Here is a 16,617-nt window from a genome sequence, read left to right as displayed (position 1 = left end):
TACTCATTTTTAGTCTCTCGCTAGCGCTTCTATCGGATCGAGTTTGGCGGCATTGCGAGCGGGTAAAAAGCCGAAAGCGATGCCAATCAACGTTGAGCAAATAAACGCCCAGATGATCGAGTTCATTGAGTAAATCATTTGGAAGCTGCTGCCAGATGTACTGAATGCAAAACCAATCAAAAACGCCAAGCCAATACCAGCAATGCCACCACACAAACACACTAGTACCGCTTCAATCAAAAACTGACGCAAAATATCCGCTTGCCGCGCACCCACAGCCATTCGCACACCGATCTCTTTCGTGCGCTCTGTCACCGACACCAACATGATGTTCATTACGCCAATTCCGCCGACAATTAGGGAGATCACCGCAATCGCTGAGATCAATAACGTCATGGTTGCGGTGGTTTTCTCGATGCTCTGACGAATGGTGTCAGTGTTAATCGTGAAGAAATCTTCTGTACCGTGGCGCATTTTTAACAAGTTGATGATGCTCTGTTCTACCGCAGCGCTTGGGGCGTTCTCATCAATCCGTACAGTAATGCCGTTGAGGTAGCGTTGTCCCATCATGCGTCCAGACATGGTGGTGTATGGCACCCAAATTTTCAGCGCGTCGCTGTTGCCAAACGCGTCTTCTTTTTTCTGCGTGACACCCACAATACGCACTGGCAATGAACCTAGAAAAATCACTTCACCAATCGGATTTCTATCCGCAAACATTTCCTTTCTGGTGTTGTCATCAATCACTGTTTCTTGGGCGAGCGAATTCACGCTCTCTTCATCCCAAAACTGACCTTTGGCGATCTCATAACCGCGCACACGAAAATAATCTTCCCCAACCCCTTCCACAGACGCGGTTGCATCCTGATTGGCGTAACGCACGGTTAAGCTGTTGGATAAAGACGGCGTGACACTGTCGACAAAAGGTAGACTCTCCAACGATTTAGCATCGTCGGCGGTTAGCGTTTTCACTCGTCCGGAGCGGCGGTCACCAAACCCTTTGCCCGGCCTGACATCAATGGTGTTTGTTCCCATGGATGAAATATTCGACAAAATTTGCTGTTGTGAACCATTACCTAGTGCCACCACGGAAACCACCGAGGCTATACCAATAATGATGCCGAGCATGGTCAAAAACGTGCGCATTCTGTGGCTAGACATCGCCAGCAGCGCCATTTTTAGCGCGTCAATAAAACTGTCCCACTTCCACCACTTACTGGCGGCTTGCGCTGGGCGATGAAAAGATGCGCTCGGTGTCTTTTCTGCTTGCTCATTAATTACAACTTGTGCATTTGGCGTATCTGCAATGATTTCACCATCTTTGATTTCAATGATGCGATCCGCAAAGTTCGCCACGTTCATATCATGAGTCACTAAGATGATCGTATGCCCAAGTTGATGCAACTCTTTAAGCAGTGCCATCATCTCTTGCCCACTGTGACTGTCTAATGCGCCAGTGGGCTCATCAGCGAGAATCACCTCACCACCGTTCATCAGTGCACGAGCAACACTCACGCGCTGTTGCTGGCCACCACTCAGCTGGCTGGGCTTGTGAGTCAAACGATCTTCCAGCCCTAAGCGAGCCAATAACGACTGCGCTCGCTCCGTTCTTTGACGATGAGGAACTCCCGCGTAAACCGCAGGTACTTCCACGTTTGCCACCGCGGTTAAATCCCCCAGCAGATGGTAACGCTGGAATATAAAGCCAAAATACTCACGGCGCAGTTCCACCAGTTGGTCGGATTCCAACGTCGAGACATCTTGCCCATTAATGAAGTATCGACCGCTGGACGGTTTATCCAAGCAGCCGAGCACATTCATCAGCGTCGATTTACCTGAGCCCGATGCACCCACGATCGCGACCATTTCACCGCGTTTTATCTCTAAATTAATGTGGTTCAACACGGTAAGCGACTCGTCTCCAGAGACGAAACGTCGAGTTAAATCCTCAACTTTTAAAAGCACGTCACTCATCTTAGAACCTCATTGGAGGTCGACGACGATCACCTCGGCTTGATGATTCTCCATCCATAGCATTGCCAAGAACAACTTGGTCGCCTTCCTTCAAACCTGAGAGAATTTCTGCGTTCACTTTGTTGTTGATACCCACTGTCACGGGCTTTTGCACCACTTGGTCCTGTTCAAGCACTGGCACGGTATAGTTGCCTTTGCCGCCAGATTTTTGCAGCACTTGTGAAGGGACAATCAAGGTATTTTCCGATTGCTCAAGGACAATCGAAACTTGCGCAGTCATGCCGATACGCAAAATACCTTGCGGGTTCTTCACATCAAATACAGCGTTGTAGTAAATGGCGTCGCTATCTGAAATGCTCAAATCGCTGTCATCGCCATCCATGATGGTTGGCCCCGGCTCAATGGCGCGCAATGTGCCTTTAAACTGCTGATTCGGTTTGCCTAAAATGGTGAACAGCGCCGTTTGGCCTGGGTGAACAAAAATCACATCGGCTTCCGAAATTTCGGCTTTCACCGTCATCGTATCTAACTTGGCTAACTCGATAATAGTTGGCGTGGTTTGATTGGCGTTTACGGTTTGTCCTTCTTCCACCGCGGTGTAAACCACCGTGCCATCCATCGGTGCGTTGATAGTGGTGTAACCGAGATCTAACTGCGCATTGTCGACGTTGATTTTGGCTTTCTCGATTTCGGCATCCAGTTGCGCTAACTCAGCTTTGTAGATGGCGAGCGTCGCTTCGGCATTCTCGTAATCAGCTCGTGAGCTCGCTTTCGCTGCCAACATGCCTTTTTGGCGCACGTATTCATAGTTTGCTTGTTTAATCTGCGCTTGCTTAGCCTGGTACTGAGCGTTGAAACTATTAAGAGACGCTTGGGCTTCTTTGAGGCTGTTTTGCTGAGTCAGGCTGTCAATCTGTGCAATCAAGTCCCCCTGTTTGATCTCATCCCCTAAGTTCACAGCGAGGCGTTGAATTTGCCCAGATACTTGCGCACCTACATTCACCAATTTGGACGCTTGCAACATGCCGTTGGCTAATACCGCCTTTTCGATATTGCCTTTGCGAACGACTTCTGTCGCGTAAGGAGAAATGGGTTCTGGACGTTGCAGATAATGATAACCACCAGCACCAATAGCGAGTAGGCCACACAAAACGAGCCATTTTTTATTGAGTTTCATAGCAGGAGTGAAGTAAATAATCGTTTTGATTTTATACTGCTATTTGTCTTAGCCGTACAGGGTACGAGACGTAAAGATAGGTAAATTAACGTCAAGATACTGAAGGAATAACTTCACTAACGTGAAAAATCCGAGATATTATAGTCACTTCAAAACTTTATCATTCAATAAATATAACAAAGATCATTTTTAATATAGAAATTCAAGTTATAAGTATTATAAACAAAACTTTTAAATACCAACAAACCAGTAAAATCCAAAATTATTCAACATTCCATCAATTTAAATTTCATTATGGCCATCTTTAATTATTGAATTTCAAGAGGAGTTAAGTGATAAGTTAAATAAAAAATACCCACATAACACAGGTAAGACCGAGAGGAGTGTGTCATGTGGGTTTAAACGATAGTTCTCTTGCTGATTCGAACTACCAACGTTGGGATGCAATGGAAATACAAATGACTCAGAGTTTCCATCACGGACACTTTATCGCTGGATTTGCCTCTGTTTGTTAGGGAACAGTCAGCACAATAAAAATAGAGAAGTAATACCGCAAAAATAAAAATAGAGGCTCTGAGTTTAATTTACACGTAAAATAATCACCACATTCACGACATGAACCATTAATAAATTCATCAATAAATATTTATTAAGTTAAATTTATTTATTGTCAACATACTGTTAGTTTTACTCCTAAATATACTGGTCAGATTTGTTTATTTTACTGCTTTTCGTTGCAATACAACCTCTAATTAATTCATGAGAAAAAACATGCAGCGACAATTCACTCTTTCACCGATTTATTTATTAATCGGTTTAGCCTCCTCGACGGCGTATGCCGGTGGTTTTCAAATTAACGAACATTCGGCGACGGGTCTTGGTCGTGCTTTTGCTGGTGATGCTGTTATTGGTGATAATGCGTCTGTAGTCAGCCGCAACGCCGCAGCGATGACGCTGTTTAAACAAAATGCCTTATCGTTCGGTGTCACTTACGTCAAACCTGACGTTACCGTTAAAAATGCGCAATATCATCGAGCTAACATTAATGCAGATGTCAATGTTGGTATGGGCGGCTTCCCTCCATCCCCTCAAGTTGACATTACCCCGTCCTTCTCTCAAACCGTGACCGACATTGATGACGTCGATGGCGTTGGTCAACCAGCCGTTGTACCCAATTTTTACTTTATTCACCCTATCAACGACGACTGGTATCTAGGCTTATCGGCATACTCCAACTTCGGAACCGACATGGAGTTTAAACCAAACTATGGCGCACCCGTTTTTGGCGGTGTCACCAGCGTAGCGAGTGTCAACCTTGGCGCAAGCTTGGCATACAAGGTGAACGATCGTTTTAGTATCGGTGGTGGTATTGATGTGATTTACGGCTCTGGTGAGCTGTACCGCGATATGGACGTGGGTGTTTGCGTTGGTGGGAACATACTTGGAAACGAACTAGAACAACGCTGTGGATCCGTAAAAGGCAACGCACTTGATGTGGAAGCTGGCGGCATTGGGCTTGGTGCGAATATTGGCATGATGTACGAGTTTAACGAACGTCATCGCTTAGGTTTAAGCTACAAGCACAGCCCCAACATAGATGCCAAGGGCGACATCCACTTTGCTGGCGAATCGTACGACTCACTTGCGATGCCGCTACCGGATATTGCGGAGTTTTCCGGTTATCACCGCGTCTTACCTAAATTTGCCCTGCACTATTCTGTGCAGTGGATTGGTTGGTCAGCATTTGACAGCTTGAAAGCTGATGATCAGTTGCTAAAAGATTTTCAGTGGCAAGACTCCGCGCACTACTCCATCGGTGCGACTTGGTACGCCAATGAACGTTGGACACTTCGCACGGGTTACATGTTCGACAAAACACCTGTCGATGAGCTGACTTCGCTTTCTATCCCAGATTCGAACCGTCACTGGTTATCTGCGGGTGCCTCTTACCAATGGTCATCAGATACCACGGTTGACATCGGCATGACGTACTTGATTGGTGAAGATGTCAACGTAGAAGAGTACGCGTATGAAGGTGTTCCTGCACCGATGGTGACGGGCGTGACCCATTCAAATGCGTTCCTAATTGGTGCCCAACTCAGCCACCGTTTCTAATTTGTCAGGCAGTGATCAAACCTCTAGGTCATTGCCTTGTAACAACGCTTATCGAAGCGACCGAACAGAGACATTATTATGAACAAAACACTACTTGCTTTTTCACTCTCACTTCTCACTCTAAGCGCGGCTCAGGCTTCGGAATGGGGCTATGGCAATGACAAACACGGGCCAGAGCACTGGGGAGAAATCGCCAAAGACTGCGCAACCACGAAAAACCAAAGCCCAATCAACATCGACAACCCAGCCGATGCAAAACTGGAAGCACTGAACCTTTCGTACACTGGTCAGGTCATTGGTTTAACCAACAATGGTCATACGCTGCAAGCGCAAGTGAACGGACGTAATAGCTTCACCATCGATGGCGAGACGTTCGAGCTGCAACAGTTCCATTTCCACACACCTTCAGAAAACCAAATCAAAGGCCGCCAATATCCACTTGAAGCGCACTTTGTACACGCCAACGCAAACGGCGAGTTGGCGGTAATTTCGGTGATGTTTGATGCTGGCGATCAAAACGCAGCGCTGTCTAAACTGATCAACGCAATCCCACAAGAGAATCAAACCACGTTCTTTAAAGATACGTTTGAGATTAACGACTTACTGCCAAAAACTGCAAACTACTATCGATTTAACGGCTCTTTAACCACACCACCATGTTCAGAAGGTGTGCGCTGGTTTGTGCTTAAAGACACTCAAACCTTATCCAAAGATCAAGCCGAGAAACTGATGGAAGTCATGGGACAAAACAATCGTCCGCTGCAACCGCTAAATGCGCGCGTTGTACTTTCTAACTAATCGCCACATCCGATAAGGGGCATCGTATTTGCCCCTTATTTTGATTCGCTCTAACCTCACTTCGTTACAGGAACCCCCAATGAAAACTCCATCTGTTCTGTCACTCTTACTCGCACTCGCCCCGACATTCGCCTTCTCTCATAACCTTTCTGTCGGTCAAACCACCCCATCCGTCAGCATTGATACCTATGGCGAAATGACGCTGCAAGGAGACGATGTGGCTTATCAACCTTGGGCAACTCAGCAGATGTTAGGCAAAGTCCGTGTGATACAAGCCATTGCAGGTCGTAGTAAAGCTAAAGAGATGAACGCGCCGCTGATGTCAGCAATCACTGCCGCTCACTTTCCTGAAGATCAGTATCAGACCACAACCGTGATCAACCAAGAAGACGCCATCTGGGGAACCGGTACATTTGTAAAATCGTCGGCAGAGGACAGCAAAAAGACATTCTCTTGGTCTTCCATGGTGTTAGACAAAAATGGCGTATTAGCAACAACTTGGGATCTGCAGCAAGAAAGTTCTGCGATTATCGTACAAAATAAACAAGGCGAAATTTTATTCGTGAAAGAAGGGGCTTTAACTCAAGACGAAATCACACACGTCATCGAACTGATTAAACAGAATATCTAAACCTAAGGTAAGGAAAAGCTATGAAACTGTTCAACACCATCGCACTCTGTCTTTTAGCGGCTGTAGCCTCTTTCCAATCGGTTGCAGGAGACAACGATTGGGACAAGATTGCAGATAAGACCGTCAGTTTTAAATCGGAAACCGACACAGTCAATCCACTGTCACCATTTGCTAACGCTCGTTTCAGCCACATAAAAATCAAATGTACACAAGGTACGGTCGATCTGAAAAGCGTTAAAGTAATCATGAAAGATGGTCAGGAAAAGACGTTCGACAGTTTAGGTGTTCTGACTAAAGGCATGTCATCAAGAAGCTTAAGCCTACCAACAAAAGATAACGCGAAGTTAGACAAAATCGAGTTGAACTATGAATCGGTTGGCAGCACTGCGCTGCAAGTCGCGGGGGTGACTAAAAAAGCGCAAGTGGAAATCTTAGGTAAGAAAATCGACGAGTAAGCGATGGCTCAACGAACTCACCCAAACTAAAAACAGCGGCACTAGGCCGCTGTTTTCATTAAAAATCGTCATGGATAACTAAATGAATTTCTTCAGCTTCGCCAAACCATAAGCGGCGATGGTGACACAATCTTTGATCGTGCCGTCGATCATCTTCTGTTCGAACTCCTCAACCGAAAAAGCGCGAGTGATCAAATCCTCTTCTTCACTGTCGAGTTGATTGCCCACGTCCGTTAAATCACTGGCGAAGTAGACGTGACATGTCTGATTCAAAAAGCCGTATGCGATAAACTGCGCGCCGACATACGCCATAGCGCTCGCCTGCATGCCCGTTTCTTCACGCAGCTCGCCTTTGGCAAGCTCAAGATGATCCGCATCTGGATTTGATTCCCACGCCCCTTGTGGGATCTCCCAACAACGTTGACCTACGGTGTAACGGTACTGCTGAACCAAGTGAATCATCCCGTTATCGATAGCCAGAATCGCAGCACAATCAGGTTTGTCGACCACACCATAGATGCCCTCTGCGCCGCTCGGACGTAAAATTTTGTCCTCACGCACCGTCATCCACTTATTCTGGTAAACGACTTTGCTGTCTAACTGTTTGATGTCTGACATGGTTATTCCTTGATTTTTCTGAGGGTTACAGCGGAATAATACCCGATTCGGTTACGCCACCAAAATGTTCTTTAGTTCACTCAAAGACTCAACGGTGTAATTTGGTGCGATACGCTCATCGACGCTTGCGCCTGTGGTATTTAACCAGCAAGTTTCAATACCAAAATTATTACCACCCAGAATATCGGAATGCAGGTTGTCACCCACCATCAGTACGCGCGTTTTGCATGGGTTGCCCATTTGCTGCATCGCGTATTCAAAAATACCTAAGTCCGGTTTTGCTACGCCCACTTGTTCAGAGATCACCACTTTATCGAAGTACTCAGTCATCCCTGTGCGCTCAAGGCGAATTGCTTGCAACTCTGTAAAACCGTTGGTGATGATGCCCATTTTAGCTTTGCCTTGCAGCGCTTCCATCAGCTCTTTTGCACCTGGCAACAAGCTGCAAATATCGGCCATTGCTTCTAAAAATGCGCTATTGAGATCTGCTGTTGTGGTATTCAGCTTCTCAGCCCACTCGGTAAAACGCTTATGTTTTAGCTCATCTGCCGTTACTTTGCCGTCTTGGTAATCCACCCAAAGCGGTTTGTTTACGGTTTGGTAATGAGCAAAATCTTGTTCAGTAAAATCTACGCCTTTGCGAGAAAACATAAGCTGCAAACCTTTGAAAGCATCAAAGTGGAATAAGGTTTCGTCAGCGTCAAACAGGATCCAATCGTACTTCATTTTCTTCTTCCCAAAATCAAGGTCGTAATACTGGTGCATAGTCTAGATTGTTTTCTTCTTGAAGATAATCTCTATAATTGGAAATTAATTGTATCCTTGTGCTCAACAATAAATGCTTCACGATAATAGGAGATTGATGTGAACGCGATTGCCTCCCTGCCCGTTTTTGTTGCTGTTGTCGAATGCGGCAGCTTTTCCCTTGCGGCCAAACAGCTGAATCTGACGAAATCGGCGATCAGCAAACGCATCAACCAACTAGAAGACGATTTGGGCATTCGTCTCCTTAACCGAACCACGCGTAAGCTGAGCCTGACCGAAGCGGGAGAACGCTATTTTGAGTACGCTTCTCAAGCGCTCAATCTGGCCCAGCAAGGCGTGGACGCGGTATCAGAACTGCAAGGCTCTCCACAAGGTCGGCTCAAAATTACCGTGCCGATGTCTTTCGGTGTACTGCATATCGCGCCTTTGATCAGCGAGTTTCTCGCTCGTTACCCGAAAATTGAAGTGGATTTAAACCTCGAAGACAAAATGGTCGATTTGGTTAAAGACGGTTTTGATTTGGGGATCCGTATTGGTGAACTCACCTCTTCCAATCTAATCGCAAAACGTCTCGCCCCTTGTAAAAGTGTGCTTTGTGCCTCGCCAGATTACTTAGCGGAGTTTGGAACACCACAAAAACCAAGTGATTTAGTCAGTCACAACTGCCTGCGCTACTCCTATTTCCGTGGCGGCGTCGAATGGATGTTCATCAACAACGGCAGCGAATACAAGGTACTTCCAAAAGGAAACTTTATCGTCAATAACAGCGAAGCCATTCGCCAGTTGCTGTTAAGAGGTTCGGGCATTGCGCAACTGCCAACATTTATTGCAGGGAGAGACTTTGCTGCAGGAAATCTAAAACCGGTGATGGAAGAGTATTCTCTACCAGAACACGCCATTTATGCGGTTTTTCCTGAGCGCAAGCACATGCCGTTGAAAGTAAGAGCCTTTATCGATTTTATCAGCGAAAAACTCGGCACAGATTTACCTTACTGGGATCGTTACAACAGCCCAGAAAAATAACCATATTGATGATAAGTGAGTGAGATTTCACTACTGACATGTTCTGACATTCCATCCGCGTAACCTTATTTGGAACTCAACAGGCAATCCGCCAAAACCAATAAGGAATCACAATATGGAAACCGTTATCGAAACTGTGCAATTTCGTCTAACCGCAGGCACAACAGAGCAAGACGTGATCGCTGCTGCCAAACAGTCACAAACGTTTGTGAAGAATCTGCCGGGCTTTTTGTATCGCTCACTCAGTCACGAAGCGACGGACGATGTGTGGACAGACATCATTTACTGGCGTTCCATGGACGATGCAAAACAGGCAGGAAAACAGATTAAGCAAGCCGTTGAATTTCAGCCTCTGTTATCAATGATTGACTGCGAAAGCTTCGAGCTTAAACATCACAACTTAAAAATGTGCAGTGAGCTAGAGAAGTAATCAGCCACACTACCACTAACAACCAGTAGGTCTAGATAAGGAACATCATGAGCAAATCAGAACGACTGTTTGAGCTACTGACGCTTCTGCGCGCAAAGCGTTACGCCGTGACAGCGAAAGAACTCGCAGAAAGAATGGAAGTTAGCGAACGTACGATTTATCGCGATATTCAGTCGTTGCTTAGTTCTGGTGTTCCTATTCAAGGTGAAGCAGGTGTCGGCTACCTGTTGCAAGCTGGCTCTCATCTGCCGCCTTTGATGTTCTCAGAAAAAGAGATGATGGCGCTTGAACTGGGTATACGGATGGTTCGAGCCTGGTCGGATGCCGAACTTGCCGAAGCGTCTCACTCTGCGTCCACCAAAATACTTTCGGTATTGCCCGATAAGCTCAAACAACAAGTGGAAGATTGTCCGCTGATTGTGCCCGATTATCACACCCAATCCGAGACTGCCAAACGAGGGCAGCTTCTGCGCCACGCGATTGATCATCAGTTTAAGGTCAGTTTGGATTACCAAGATGAAAGCGGACAGGTGACCGAGAGAAAAATCCAACCGTTAGGCCAGTTCTTTTGGGGCAAAGTCTGGACGCTGGTCGCCTGGTGCGAATTGCGCGATGACTACCGCCAGTTCCGCCTCGACCGTATCCAAGCACTGCGTATGCACGATGAAGAGTTTCAGAGTGCGGAAACCAAATCTCTCAAACATTATATTGCGCAGTATGAATCGAAAGATTGAGTGCCCTTCATCCTTCCATCACAAGGATTCCAAATTGCTCTGCTCAATACGCGATATTTGGAAAGGCACATTTGGTTAAACTAATGTTTCATTTTTAACAGATGCGCAACCAACCTAAGATCGTTAACTTAAGTAGCACGTCAACCACACCGGAGCGTGAAGCTATGAAAGTACTGATTCAATACACCCAAGCAGGGAAATATCGAGATCAAGCGTGGGAGTCTTTAACTCTTCGATCTAAAGGTGATATGCAGGCCGTTACCCCTTCTTATGCTGCCCAACTTATCGAACAAAGCAAAGCGACACTTGTGATGACAGAAGACGGACAGATCATCTTTCACTCCTAAATTCCATCAGTCCTATGACGAAAAAGGCCTGCATTGCTGCAGGCCTTTGTATGAGTGAATTAAGAGTTATTTACTGGAAACTCACTGCCGTTGGTAGGCGATCAAGCATCTTGTAGTAATCACCAGCCACAGCGCCGATATCACCACGCAAATACGCTTGGATCATATTGAGATCTTTCAGCCAAAGTTCTTTGTCAGCATCTGAAGACGCCATGTACCCTGCGTACACATTGTCGACCGCGAACATCATGTCTTCGGCGTGATCGTTGTAAATCAAAAGCATCGCATCTGTGTAAGCTTCGAACGCTTTCAGCTCATCGTGCGCTTTACCACCTTTATAGCTCAATGTGCCCGAAGTTGCATCGATGACCAAATCACCCGAAGTCACATTCGCTGTCGTAAAGTTGATGAAAGACTGGCTAAACGACAGCACACCTGCCGCAATATCCGCGTCAATGGTTCGCTTCATTGCGTTGACCATTGGCGCATCCAGCAGCAATACAGGATCGTGGAACGCTGGGACAATCGCTGTTCGGAATGGCCCCCAAGCGCTATCGATGCTCTCTGCAACCTTGTTTAGTGTTGCAGGCTCATAGCTATCTAGGTACGTTTTTAGATCGTAACCTTTGGACGTCACCAGTTGGTTTGCGTAGTCGTAAGCCAGCTTGTTTGCTTTTGTTGCCACAAACTTCTCGCCGTCGATAACAAACTCAACTTTGTCACCCGCGATGATACCGTACCGGTCTTGCTGCTTCGTAAACGTATCAAACTGAGATTGACCACGAGTCTTCACTGTGTAGTCGTAAGACTTCATTTGGCGCACACCCATTCTCAAGATGACATCGCCAACACGTCCGCGGCCTTCTGCACCAATATCAAGGAATCTTGCAATACCACGAGGCATTGGTGGTAGGGACTCCATTTGCTCAGTGATGTGTAGGTTCACGGTAACACCTTTTAGATTGGTGTATTCCTTACCGTCTTTACCCACCAATTTAACTGGCGTATTTAACGCATCATTTGCCACGATGTTGCCCATGATGTCTTCGTATTCAGCTTGCACCCCAGGGATATCAAGCAGCGATGCAAAGCTCACCTCATCGGTAAAACGGTTCGAGAATCGACGTGCTAAGAAGTGGCTCGCAAGCGCTTTGTCTGGCCAGTTACCCAACACAGACACCGCATTTGACCAAGGGTAATCCGGGTCAAAGCTACCAATTGAGTTTAGGAAGCGTCCATTCGCAGTTTCCGCAACAACTATATAGCCCTCATCTGAATCTTCGATAAAGCGTGCTGCCAAATCATCAAAACAGCTGGCTGTTGAAAGATCGTAATCAGCCGGAATTTGGTGTGAGTTGTTGTCTAACAGTTGACCAAAAGAAATCACTTTTTGGTTGCCTGCCGCATTTTCTATCACACATTGATGCTCTGGTGTGCGCAAGATATCAAGGAAGAACGCCGCGGATTTTTTCGCCCCATTCGCGTAATCACAGAACCATGAGTTATCGGCTTTGCCTTCGCTACAGTATTGAGGGTTTGAAGCAATGCGCAATAAGAAATCACCCGGCTTATCCGTTGACGAAGTGTAACCAAGATTGGTGTACAGGTTATCGATGCGCTCAAGATCTTCCATCTTGTCACGGATAGCGCTCATTTCCATGTAACGGCGCACTAAGTAACCAGGATAATCGGACGAGAATAATCCCGTCGTCCCATATAGCTCCAAGTTGCGTCGATCATAGCTATCGAGATAGTTCTGCCACTCGTAAGAAACAATTTCTTCTAGGTTTGTACCTTCGTCAAAACGGTTACAGTCGCTGTTTAGAGAAACGTTCCCATCGGTACAGAAATCGTAAGACTTACGCTCAATTTCATTCACTTTATCTAGGTAGTAAAGTGCGCCATAACGAGTTTTCGCATTCAGTTCTGGATCATCAGACAACGCGGCGGTATCGAATCGGCTGAAGTCACAGTTGTAGAGTGATTTGCCTTTCTCGTTCCCCGTTAGTGCCTTCACTTCAGAACACACCATCAGCGATGTGTTGTCTGGATTGTTGCCAAACTTGTATGCAAAGCTTTGTTGGTAGGCTTGCTGATCAGCGAGGTAACGAGCGTATGCCGCTTTGTCTTCATCGCTCGCACTGTCTGCCGGTTTCGCAACAGGCGCAGGAGCTGAACCTGAAGAATCTTGAATAGTCTCGACTTTACGACCGTAACCAAACTTAAACGCCGCAATATCGTACAGACCCCAAGTTGGCGTTTCATCCAACATGCTTGGTGCGTAGTCCATTGTCGAACTGTAAGCAGGAATGTTGTTCAAACCAAGTTGATGCGCTTGCTCGAGCGTGTAGTAGTTCGCTTTGTCATTTGAGCCTTTAAAGTTATGGCGCAGACCCATGTTATGACCAAGCTCGTGAACAAGCGTATTGCTGTAAGTCGCAACCGTAATCGCATCTGCTGCTTTCACTTGCAACTCTTTTGGTAGGTATTTCCAACGCTTAAGCTGACGCGATACTTCGTTACCTGCGTCATCGAGTTTGATCTCAAAGTAACGCTCGTCATCCAACTTCAAGTTGTCCAACATGGCCTTATTGGTTGAAGAAACCCACGACGCTTCGATTGGATAGACGTTGTTCTCTGCCCAGAAAGACAAACGGTTCTCTTCAGCTTCAACCACCTTTTCAAACTCCATGTCATCATTGAAGTTTTTCATTAGCTGAGTTGGGCTCTTCGTCGCTGCTTTTCCAGAAACGATGTCTTCTTTTGAAACGAGCGGCGCATGAATGTTTTCATCCGATTTCAGGCTCGCCATCGCCGCCATTGTAGAAAGCGCTTCAATTCTATCCGCGACTTCTGTTTTCACAGATTCGCTGCTGGTTGGCAATGGATCTAAGCCATCTAAGTCCAGTTGATTACGATTATAGAAACGCGCCAAGTTATCCCAATAGAAAGGTACACCCGTTCTTGCAACGCCTGCGTATTGGTTCACGTGGCCTTTGATGATTTCCCCCGTCATCGGGTTAGAAACCGACGGGCCGTAGCCAAGCAGACCGTTCGCTAGAGGCTCGTCAATCAGGTTAATCACGTTGTAACGCAGATCACCTGGGTGAATACCAGCCGCTTTGGTTTTGTTCACAATCTCGATTTCAGGCTTGCCTGCATCCGCCCCAAATACATTCAGCGCTTGGTTCATCTTGTCGATCGATTGCAGCGTTGCATCCAAGAACAACTTGTTCTTCTCTTCAAAGAAATTGTCGCTCAAGTAATATTTGATAGAGCCTTGATCTGGGTTGAAACGATTGAGGTAAACCACATCACGGTCGTATTTATTCGTGACTGGGTTAAGCTTTTTCGTCGACGTGGTGAAGAAACCAATGTCGTTCTCATCACCCACTGGGTACAAGATCGGTTGGTAACCTTCGGTTGCCACTTCACTTTCGTGCACTAACGAGTAGTAGAACCGAGATTTAAACGCGCCATCTACAAGCGCTTCATCCAAACTCGCTTTCGTTGCAAAGTTGATGTAGTCGGAAATATTATCTAAATCGATACGGAACGTGCGCTCTAGTTCGAAATTGAGAAGACCGTTTTTAGGGTCAAAGTCCCACGAGATCAATCGTGGTGCGCCAATTTCATCAATGCCCTCGGTAATGCCATACAGATCTTCCATATTGAATTCTGCAATTTCGAGATCTTCAGGGCGAGGAGTGAAGTGGGTTTTCTTCTTGTAGTTTAGGCTTGCGTCTTCATTGGTTTCTTCTTTGTTGGTGCAATCACCATGCACGTCTTCTTGACAGCGATACGCCGCAAAGTCACCCGGAATCGTCAGCACTTGCGCGAAGTTAACGCCGTCGTCGTCTGCGACAAATTTCTCTTCACCGCAGTAGTTATTAGCATCTTTGCTTAGATGCGCGTCTGGGTAGTTTTTATCGTAACTGCGAACTTCCAGACCTTCTTTGGTAAAACAAAGCTCAACGTAACGAGGTGAACCTTGCAAGAATGGGAATTGGTTCAGAGCAAAGCGTGGCGCGGCACCAGTCGTCGGAACGTAAAACCAACGACCGTCTTTAAGATCTTTTACTGCGACTTCTTTTGCATCTCTTTCGACATAGTCATACGCCTGATCATCTGCGCCACAGCCTGCAAGTGCGGCCGTTATTGCTGACACCAGAGTCAATTTTTTAAACATTATTTGGATATCCTTAATTGTTGTTATTTTCCTAGAAGGAGTAAGTCACTGTCGCGATGTAAGACGCTTTCTCTTGGTCCAACAAATCGATGTTGCCCAAGGTGCCTCGCTCTGCATCTTGATAGAAACCCGTTGATGACGCCGCGAGTAGCAATGACCAGCTTTCATCAAACTCGTATGTGCCGTACAACGCCCCTTCATACTGCCAACTGCTTCTGCGCGTACCTTGATAACTGATGCTGTTACCACCTAACGCCGTGATCCCCACTGCGAACGATTCCCACGACTTTTCTGCAACAGCAAACAATGAGTAAGTCCACTCAGTCAGCGAGCGTCCACCCATGGTTTTGTATTCGTGGAAATTTTTTCTCAGTCTCGGCGAAACCGAAAAATCGACGCTCCAAGCTGAAAAAGAGATCGGCACATCTAAACGAACCGCGGTGTGCAGTTCATCTTTACGAGATGTTTCTGAAGTTGGAATGGTGAGCTGACCCGCAACGCCGATTTTCCCTGTATCTCCAAAGCGATATAGGTTCGTGTATTGCAAGCCCAACACCGAATCTGTCGCGTAGGTGCCGACTTCATCTTCTAGGGCACGATAGCCCCCCGTAGAAAAATAGGCTTTTGTGTCGCTCGAAAAGGAATAAACGAGATCGCCTCCCCACGAGAAATTGCGGACAGAACGGTAGTCGTCTTTATCGTAAATGTTTGTATCGTAAGATAGGTAAACGGCCCCACTAAACTTACAAACAATACAGGACGTATCTCCTTCATTTTGTGTAGATTCAGGCGTGCTAGTGCTATCAATTACACTCGTTTCCACCGCGAATGATGGCGCTGAAAACAGCGTACCCAACAACATTGCAAGCGGCGTCATCATCCACTTTGTTGTGTGCTGCATGTTTTGAAACTTCCATGAGAATTAAGTTCATTAGAATAAACTTAAAGACAAACAGATTATTGGGATGAAATTCCATAAAAATTCAGATAATCAACCCCAATAAACCTATCAACCATAAAATTACTCTTATGGTTAAATCCTTATTTAATTTTTTAATACTATTTATCTTAGTATTGTCACGTTCTACTTTGCTTAAAAACGTACTTTAAAATGACTTTTTATAAATAAAGCCACACACCACAACATTAAAGAAGCAGCAAAGCAACGCCATTAAAACAAAAGTTAAAAGACAATTATTATCAACAACTTAAAATCAACAAAAACAGTTAAAATGAATGAGTAAAAATGTATAAGTTAAAATACAATAAAAATATAAGAACATCATTCCGTTTAATTTTATTCGTTATTGTATTGAGAAAGTTTAATTTTCAATTTCTAAAATTGGTGGGATACACATAAG

At 45.8% G+C, this 16,617-nt stretch carries 14 protein-coding genes; 8 read left to right on the top strand and 6 right to left on the bottom strand.

Annotated elements, in window-relative coordinates:
* Positions 1 to 9 precede the first annotated feature (9 nt).
* Positions 10 to 1,974, bottom strand: coding sequence for a MacB family efflux pump subunit (locus BIW15_RS17335; RefSeq protein WP_077281341.1), 1,965 nt, complete (start codon positions 1,972 to 1,974; stop codon positions 10 to 12).
* Between the two features lies 1 nt (position 1,975).
* Complete coding sequence (locus BIW15_RS17330) at positions 1,976 to 3,151, bottom strand: efflux RND transporter periplasmic adaptor subunit (RefSeq protein ID WP_077281340.1); 1,176 nt, start codon at positions 3,149 to 3,151, stop codon at positions 1,976 to 1,978.
* A gap of 771 nt (positions 3,152 to 3,922) precedes the next feature.
* Here BIW15_RS17330 and BIW15_RS17325 point away from each other — a divergent pair.
* The 4 genes from BIW15_RS17325 to BIW15_RS17310 all read left to right on the top strand — a co-directional run bounded on the left by BIW15_RS17325 (position 3,923) and on the right by BIW15_RS17310 (position 7,150).
* Complete coding sequence (locus BIW15_RS17325) at positions 3,923 to 5,266, top strand: OmpP1/FadL family transporter (protein ID WP_017819742.1); 1,344 nt, start codon at positions 3,923 to 3,925, stop codon at positions 5,264 to 5,266.
* Between the two features lie 78 nt (positions 5,267 to 5,344).
* Positions 5,345 to 6,064 carry a carbonic anhydrase gene (locus tag BIW15_RS17320; RefSeq protein ID WP_077281339.1) on the top strand — a complete coding sequence of 240 codons (720 nt, stop codon included), beginning with the start codon at positions 5,345 to 5,347 and terminating at the stop codon, positions 6,062 to 6,064.
* Positions 6,065 to 6,143: 79 nt separating this feature from the next.
* A complete protein-coding gene (locus BIW15_RS17315) occupies positions 6,144 to 6,695 on the top strand; it encodes a YtfJ family protein (RefSeq protein ID WP_077281338.1) in 552 nt (183 codons plus the stop codon).
* Between the two features lie 20 nt (positions 6,696 to 6,715).
* Complete coding sequence (locus BIW15_RS17310; protein WP_005480927.1) at positions 6,716 to 7,150, top strand: hypothetical protein; 435 nt, start codon at positions 6,716 to 6,718, stop codon at positions 7,148 to 7,150.
* A gap of 78 nt (positions 7,151 to 7,228) precedes the next feature.
* Here BIW15_RS17310 and BIW15_RS17305 read toward each other — a convergent pair whose 3' ends face one another.
* Together BIW15_RS17305 and yjjG are read right to left on the bottom strand one after the other, a co-directional pair.
* On the bottom strand, positions 7,229 to 7,768 hold the full coding sequence (locus BIW15_RS17305) for an NUDIX hydrolase (RefSeq protein ID WP_077281337.1): 540 nt from the start codon (positions 7,766 to 7,768) through the stop codon (positions 7,229 to 7,231).
* Positions 7,769 to 7,819: 51 nt separating this feature from the next.
* Positions 7,820 to 8,494 carry a pyrimidine 5'-nucleotidase gene (yjjG, locus tag BIW15_RS17300; RefSeq protein ID WP_005374109.1) on the bottom strand — a complete coding sequence of 225 codons (675 nt, stop codon included), beginning with the start codon at positions 8,492 to 8,494 and terminating at the stop codon, positions 7,820 to 7,822.
* 138 nt (positions 8,495 to 8,632) lie between these two features.
* On the opposite strand from yjjG, the gene BIW15_RS17295 reads away from it, so the two are divergent.
* The 4 genes from BIW15_RS17295 (at position 8,633) to BIW15_RS17280 (ending at position 11,067) form a co-directional block, all read left to right on the top strand.
* The gene (locus BIW15_RS17295; RefSeq protein WP_005384329.1) at positions 8,633 to 9,556 is read left to right on the top strand and encodes a LysR family transcriptional regulator; all 924 of its coding nucleotides are present in this window, start codon (positions 8,633 to 8,635) and stop codon (positions 9,554 to 9,556) included.
* A gap of 115 nt (positions 9,557 to 9,671) precedes the next feature.
* The gene (locus tag BIW15_RS17290; RefSeq protein WP_005497913.1) at positions 9,672 to 9,986 is read left to right on the top strand and encodes a hypothetical protein; all 315 of its coding nucleotides are present in this window, start codon (positions 9,672 to 9,674) and stop codon (positions 9,984 to 9,986) included.
* Between the two features lie 47 nt (positions 9,987 to 10,033).
* Positions 10,034 to 10,720, top strand: a complete 687-nt coding sequence (locus tag BIW15_RS17285; protein WP_077281336.1) for a YafY family protein — start codon at positions 10,034 to 10,036, stop codon at positions 10,718 to 10,720.
* A gap of 164 nt (positions 10,721 to 10,884) precedes the next feature.
* Positions 10,885 to 11,067 carry a hypothetical protein gene (locus BIW15_RS17280; protein ID WP_005393690.1) on the top strand — a complete coding sequence of 61 codons (183 nt, stop codon included), beginning with the start codon at positions 10,885 to 10,887 and terminating at the stop codon, positions 11,065 to 11,067.
* Between the two features lie 70 nt (positions 11,068 to 11,137).
* Here the strand turns inward: BIW15_RS17280 and BIW15_RS17275 are convergent, their stop codons facing one another.
* Both BIW15_RS17275 and BIW15_RS17270 read right to left on the bottom strand, forming a co-directional pair.
* Positions 11,138 to 15,256, bottom strand: a complete 4,119-nt coding sequence (locus tag BIW15_RS17275) for a M66 family metalloprotease (RefSeq protein WP_077281335.1) — start codon at positions 15,254 to 15,256, stop codon at positions 11,138 to 11,140.
* A gap of 31 nt (positions 15,257 to 15,287) precedes the next feature.
* On the bottom strand, positions 15,288 to 16,157 hold the full coding sequence (locus BIW15_RS17270; protein WP_005479976.1) for a hypothetical protein: 870 nt from the start codon (positions 16,155 to 16,157) through the stop codon (positions 15,288 to 15,290).
* Between the last annotated feature and the right edge of the window lie 460 nt (positions 16,158 to 16,617).

Origin of the sequence: Vibrio sp. SALL6, assembly GCF_002002385.1 — a bacterium.
Lineage (GTDB): Bacteria > Pseudomonadota > Gammaproteobacteria > Enterobacterales > Vibrionaceae > Vibrio > Vibrio parahaemolyticus.
The sequence above is the reverse complement of the archived record's forward strand: the minus strand, read 5'-3'. Positions and strand labels throughout refer to the sequence as shown.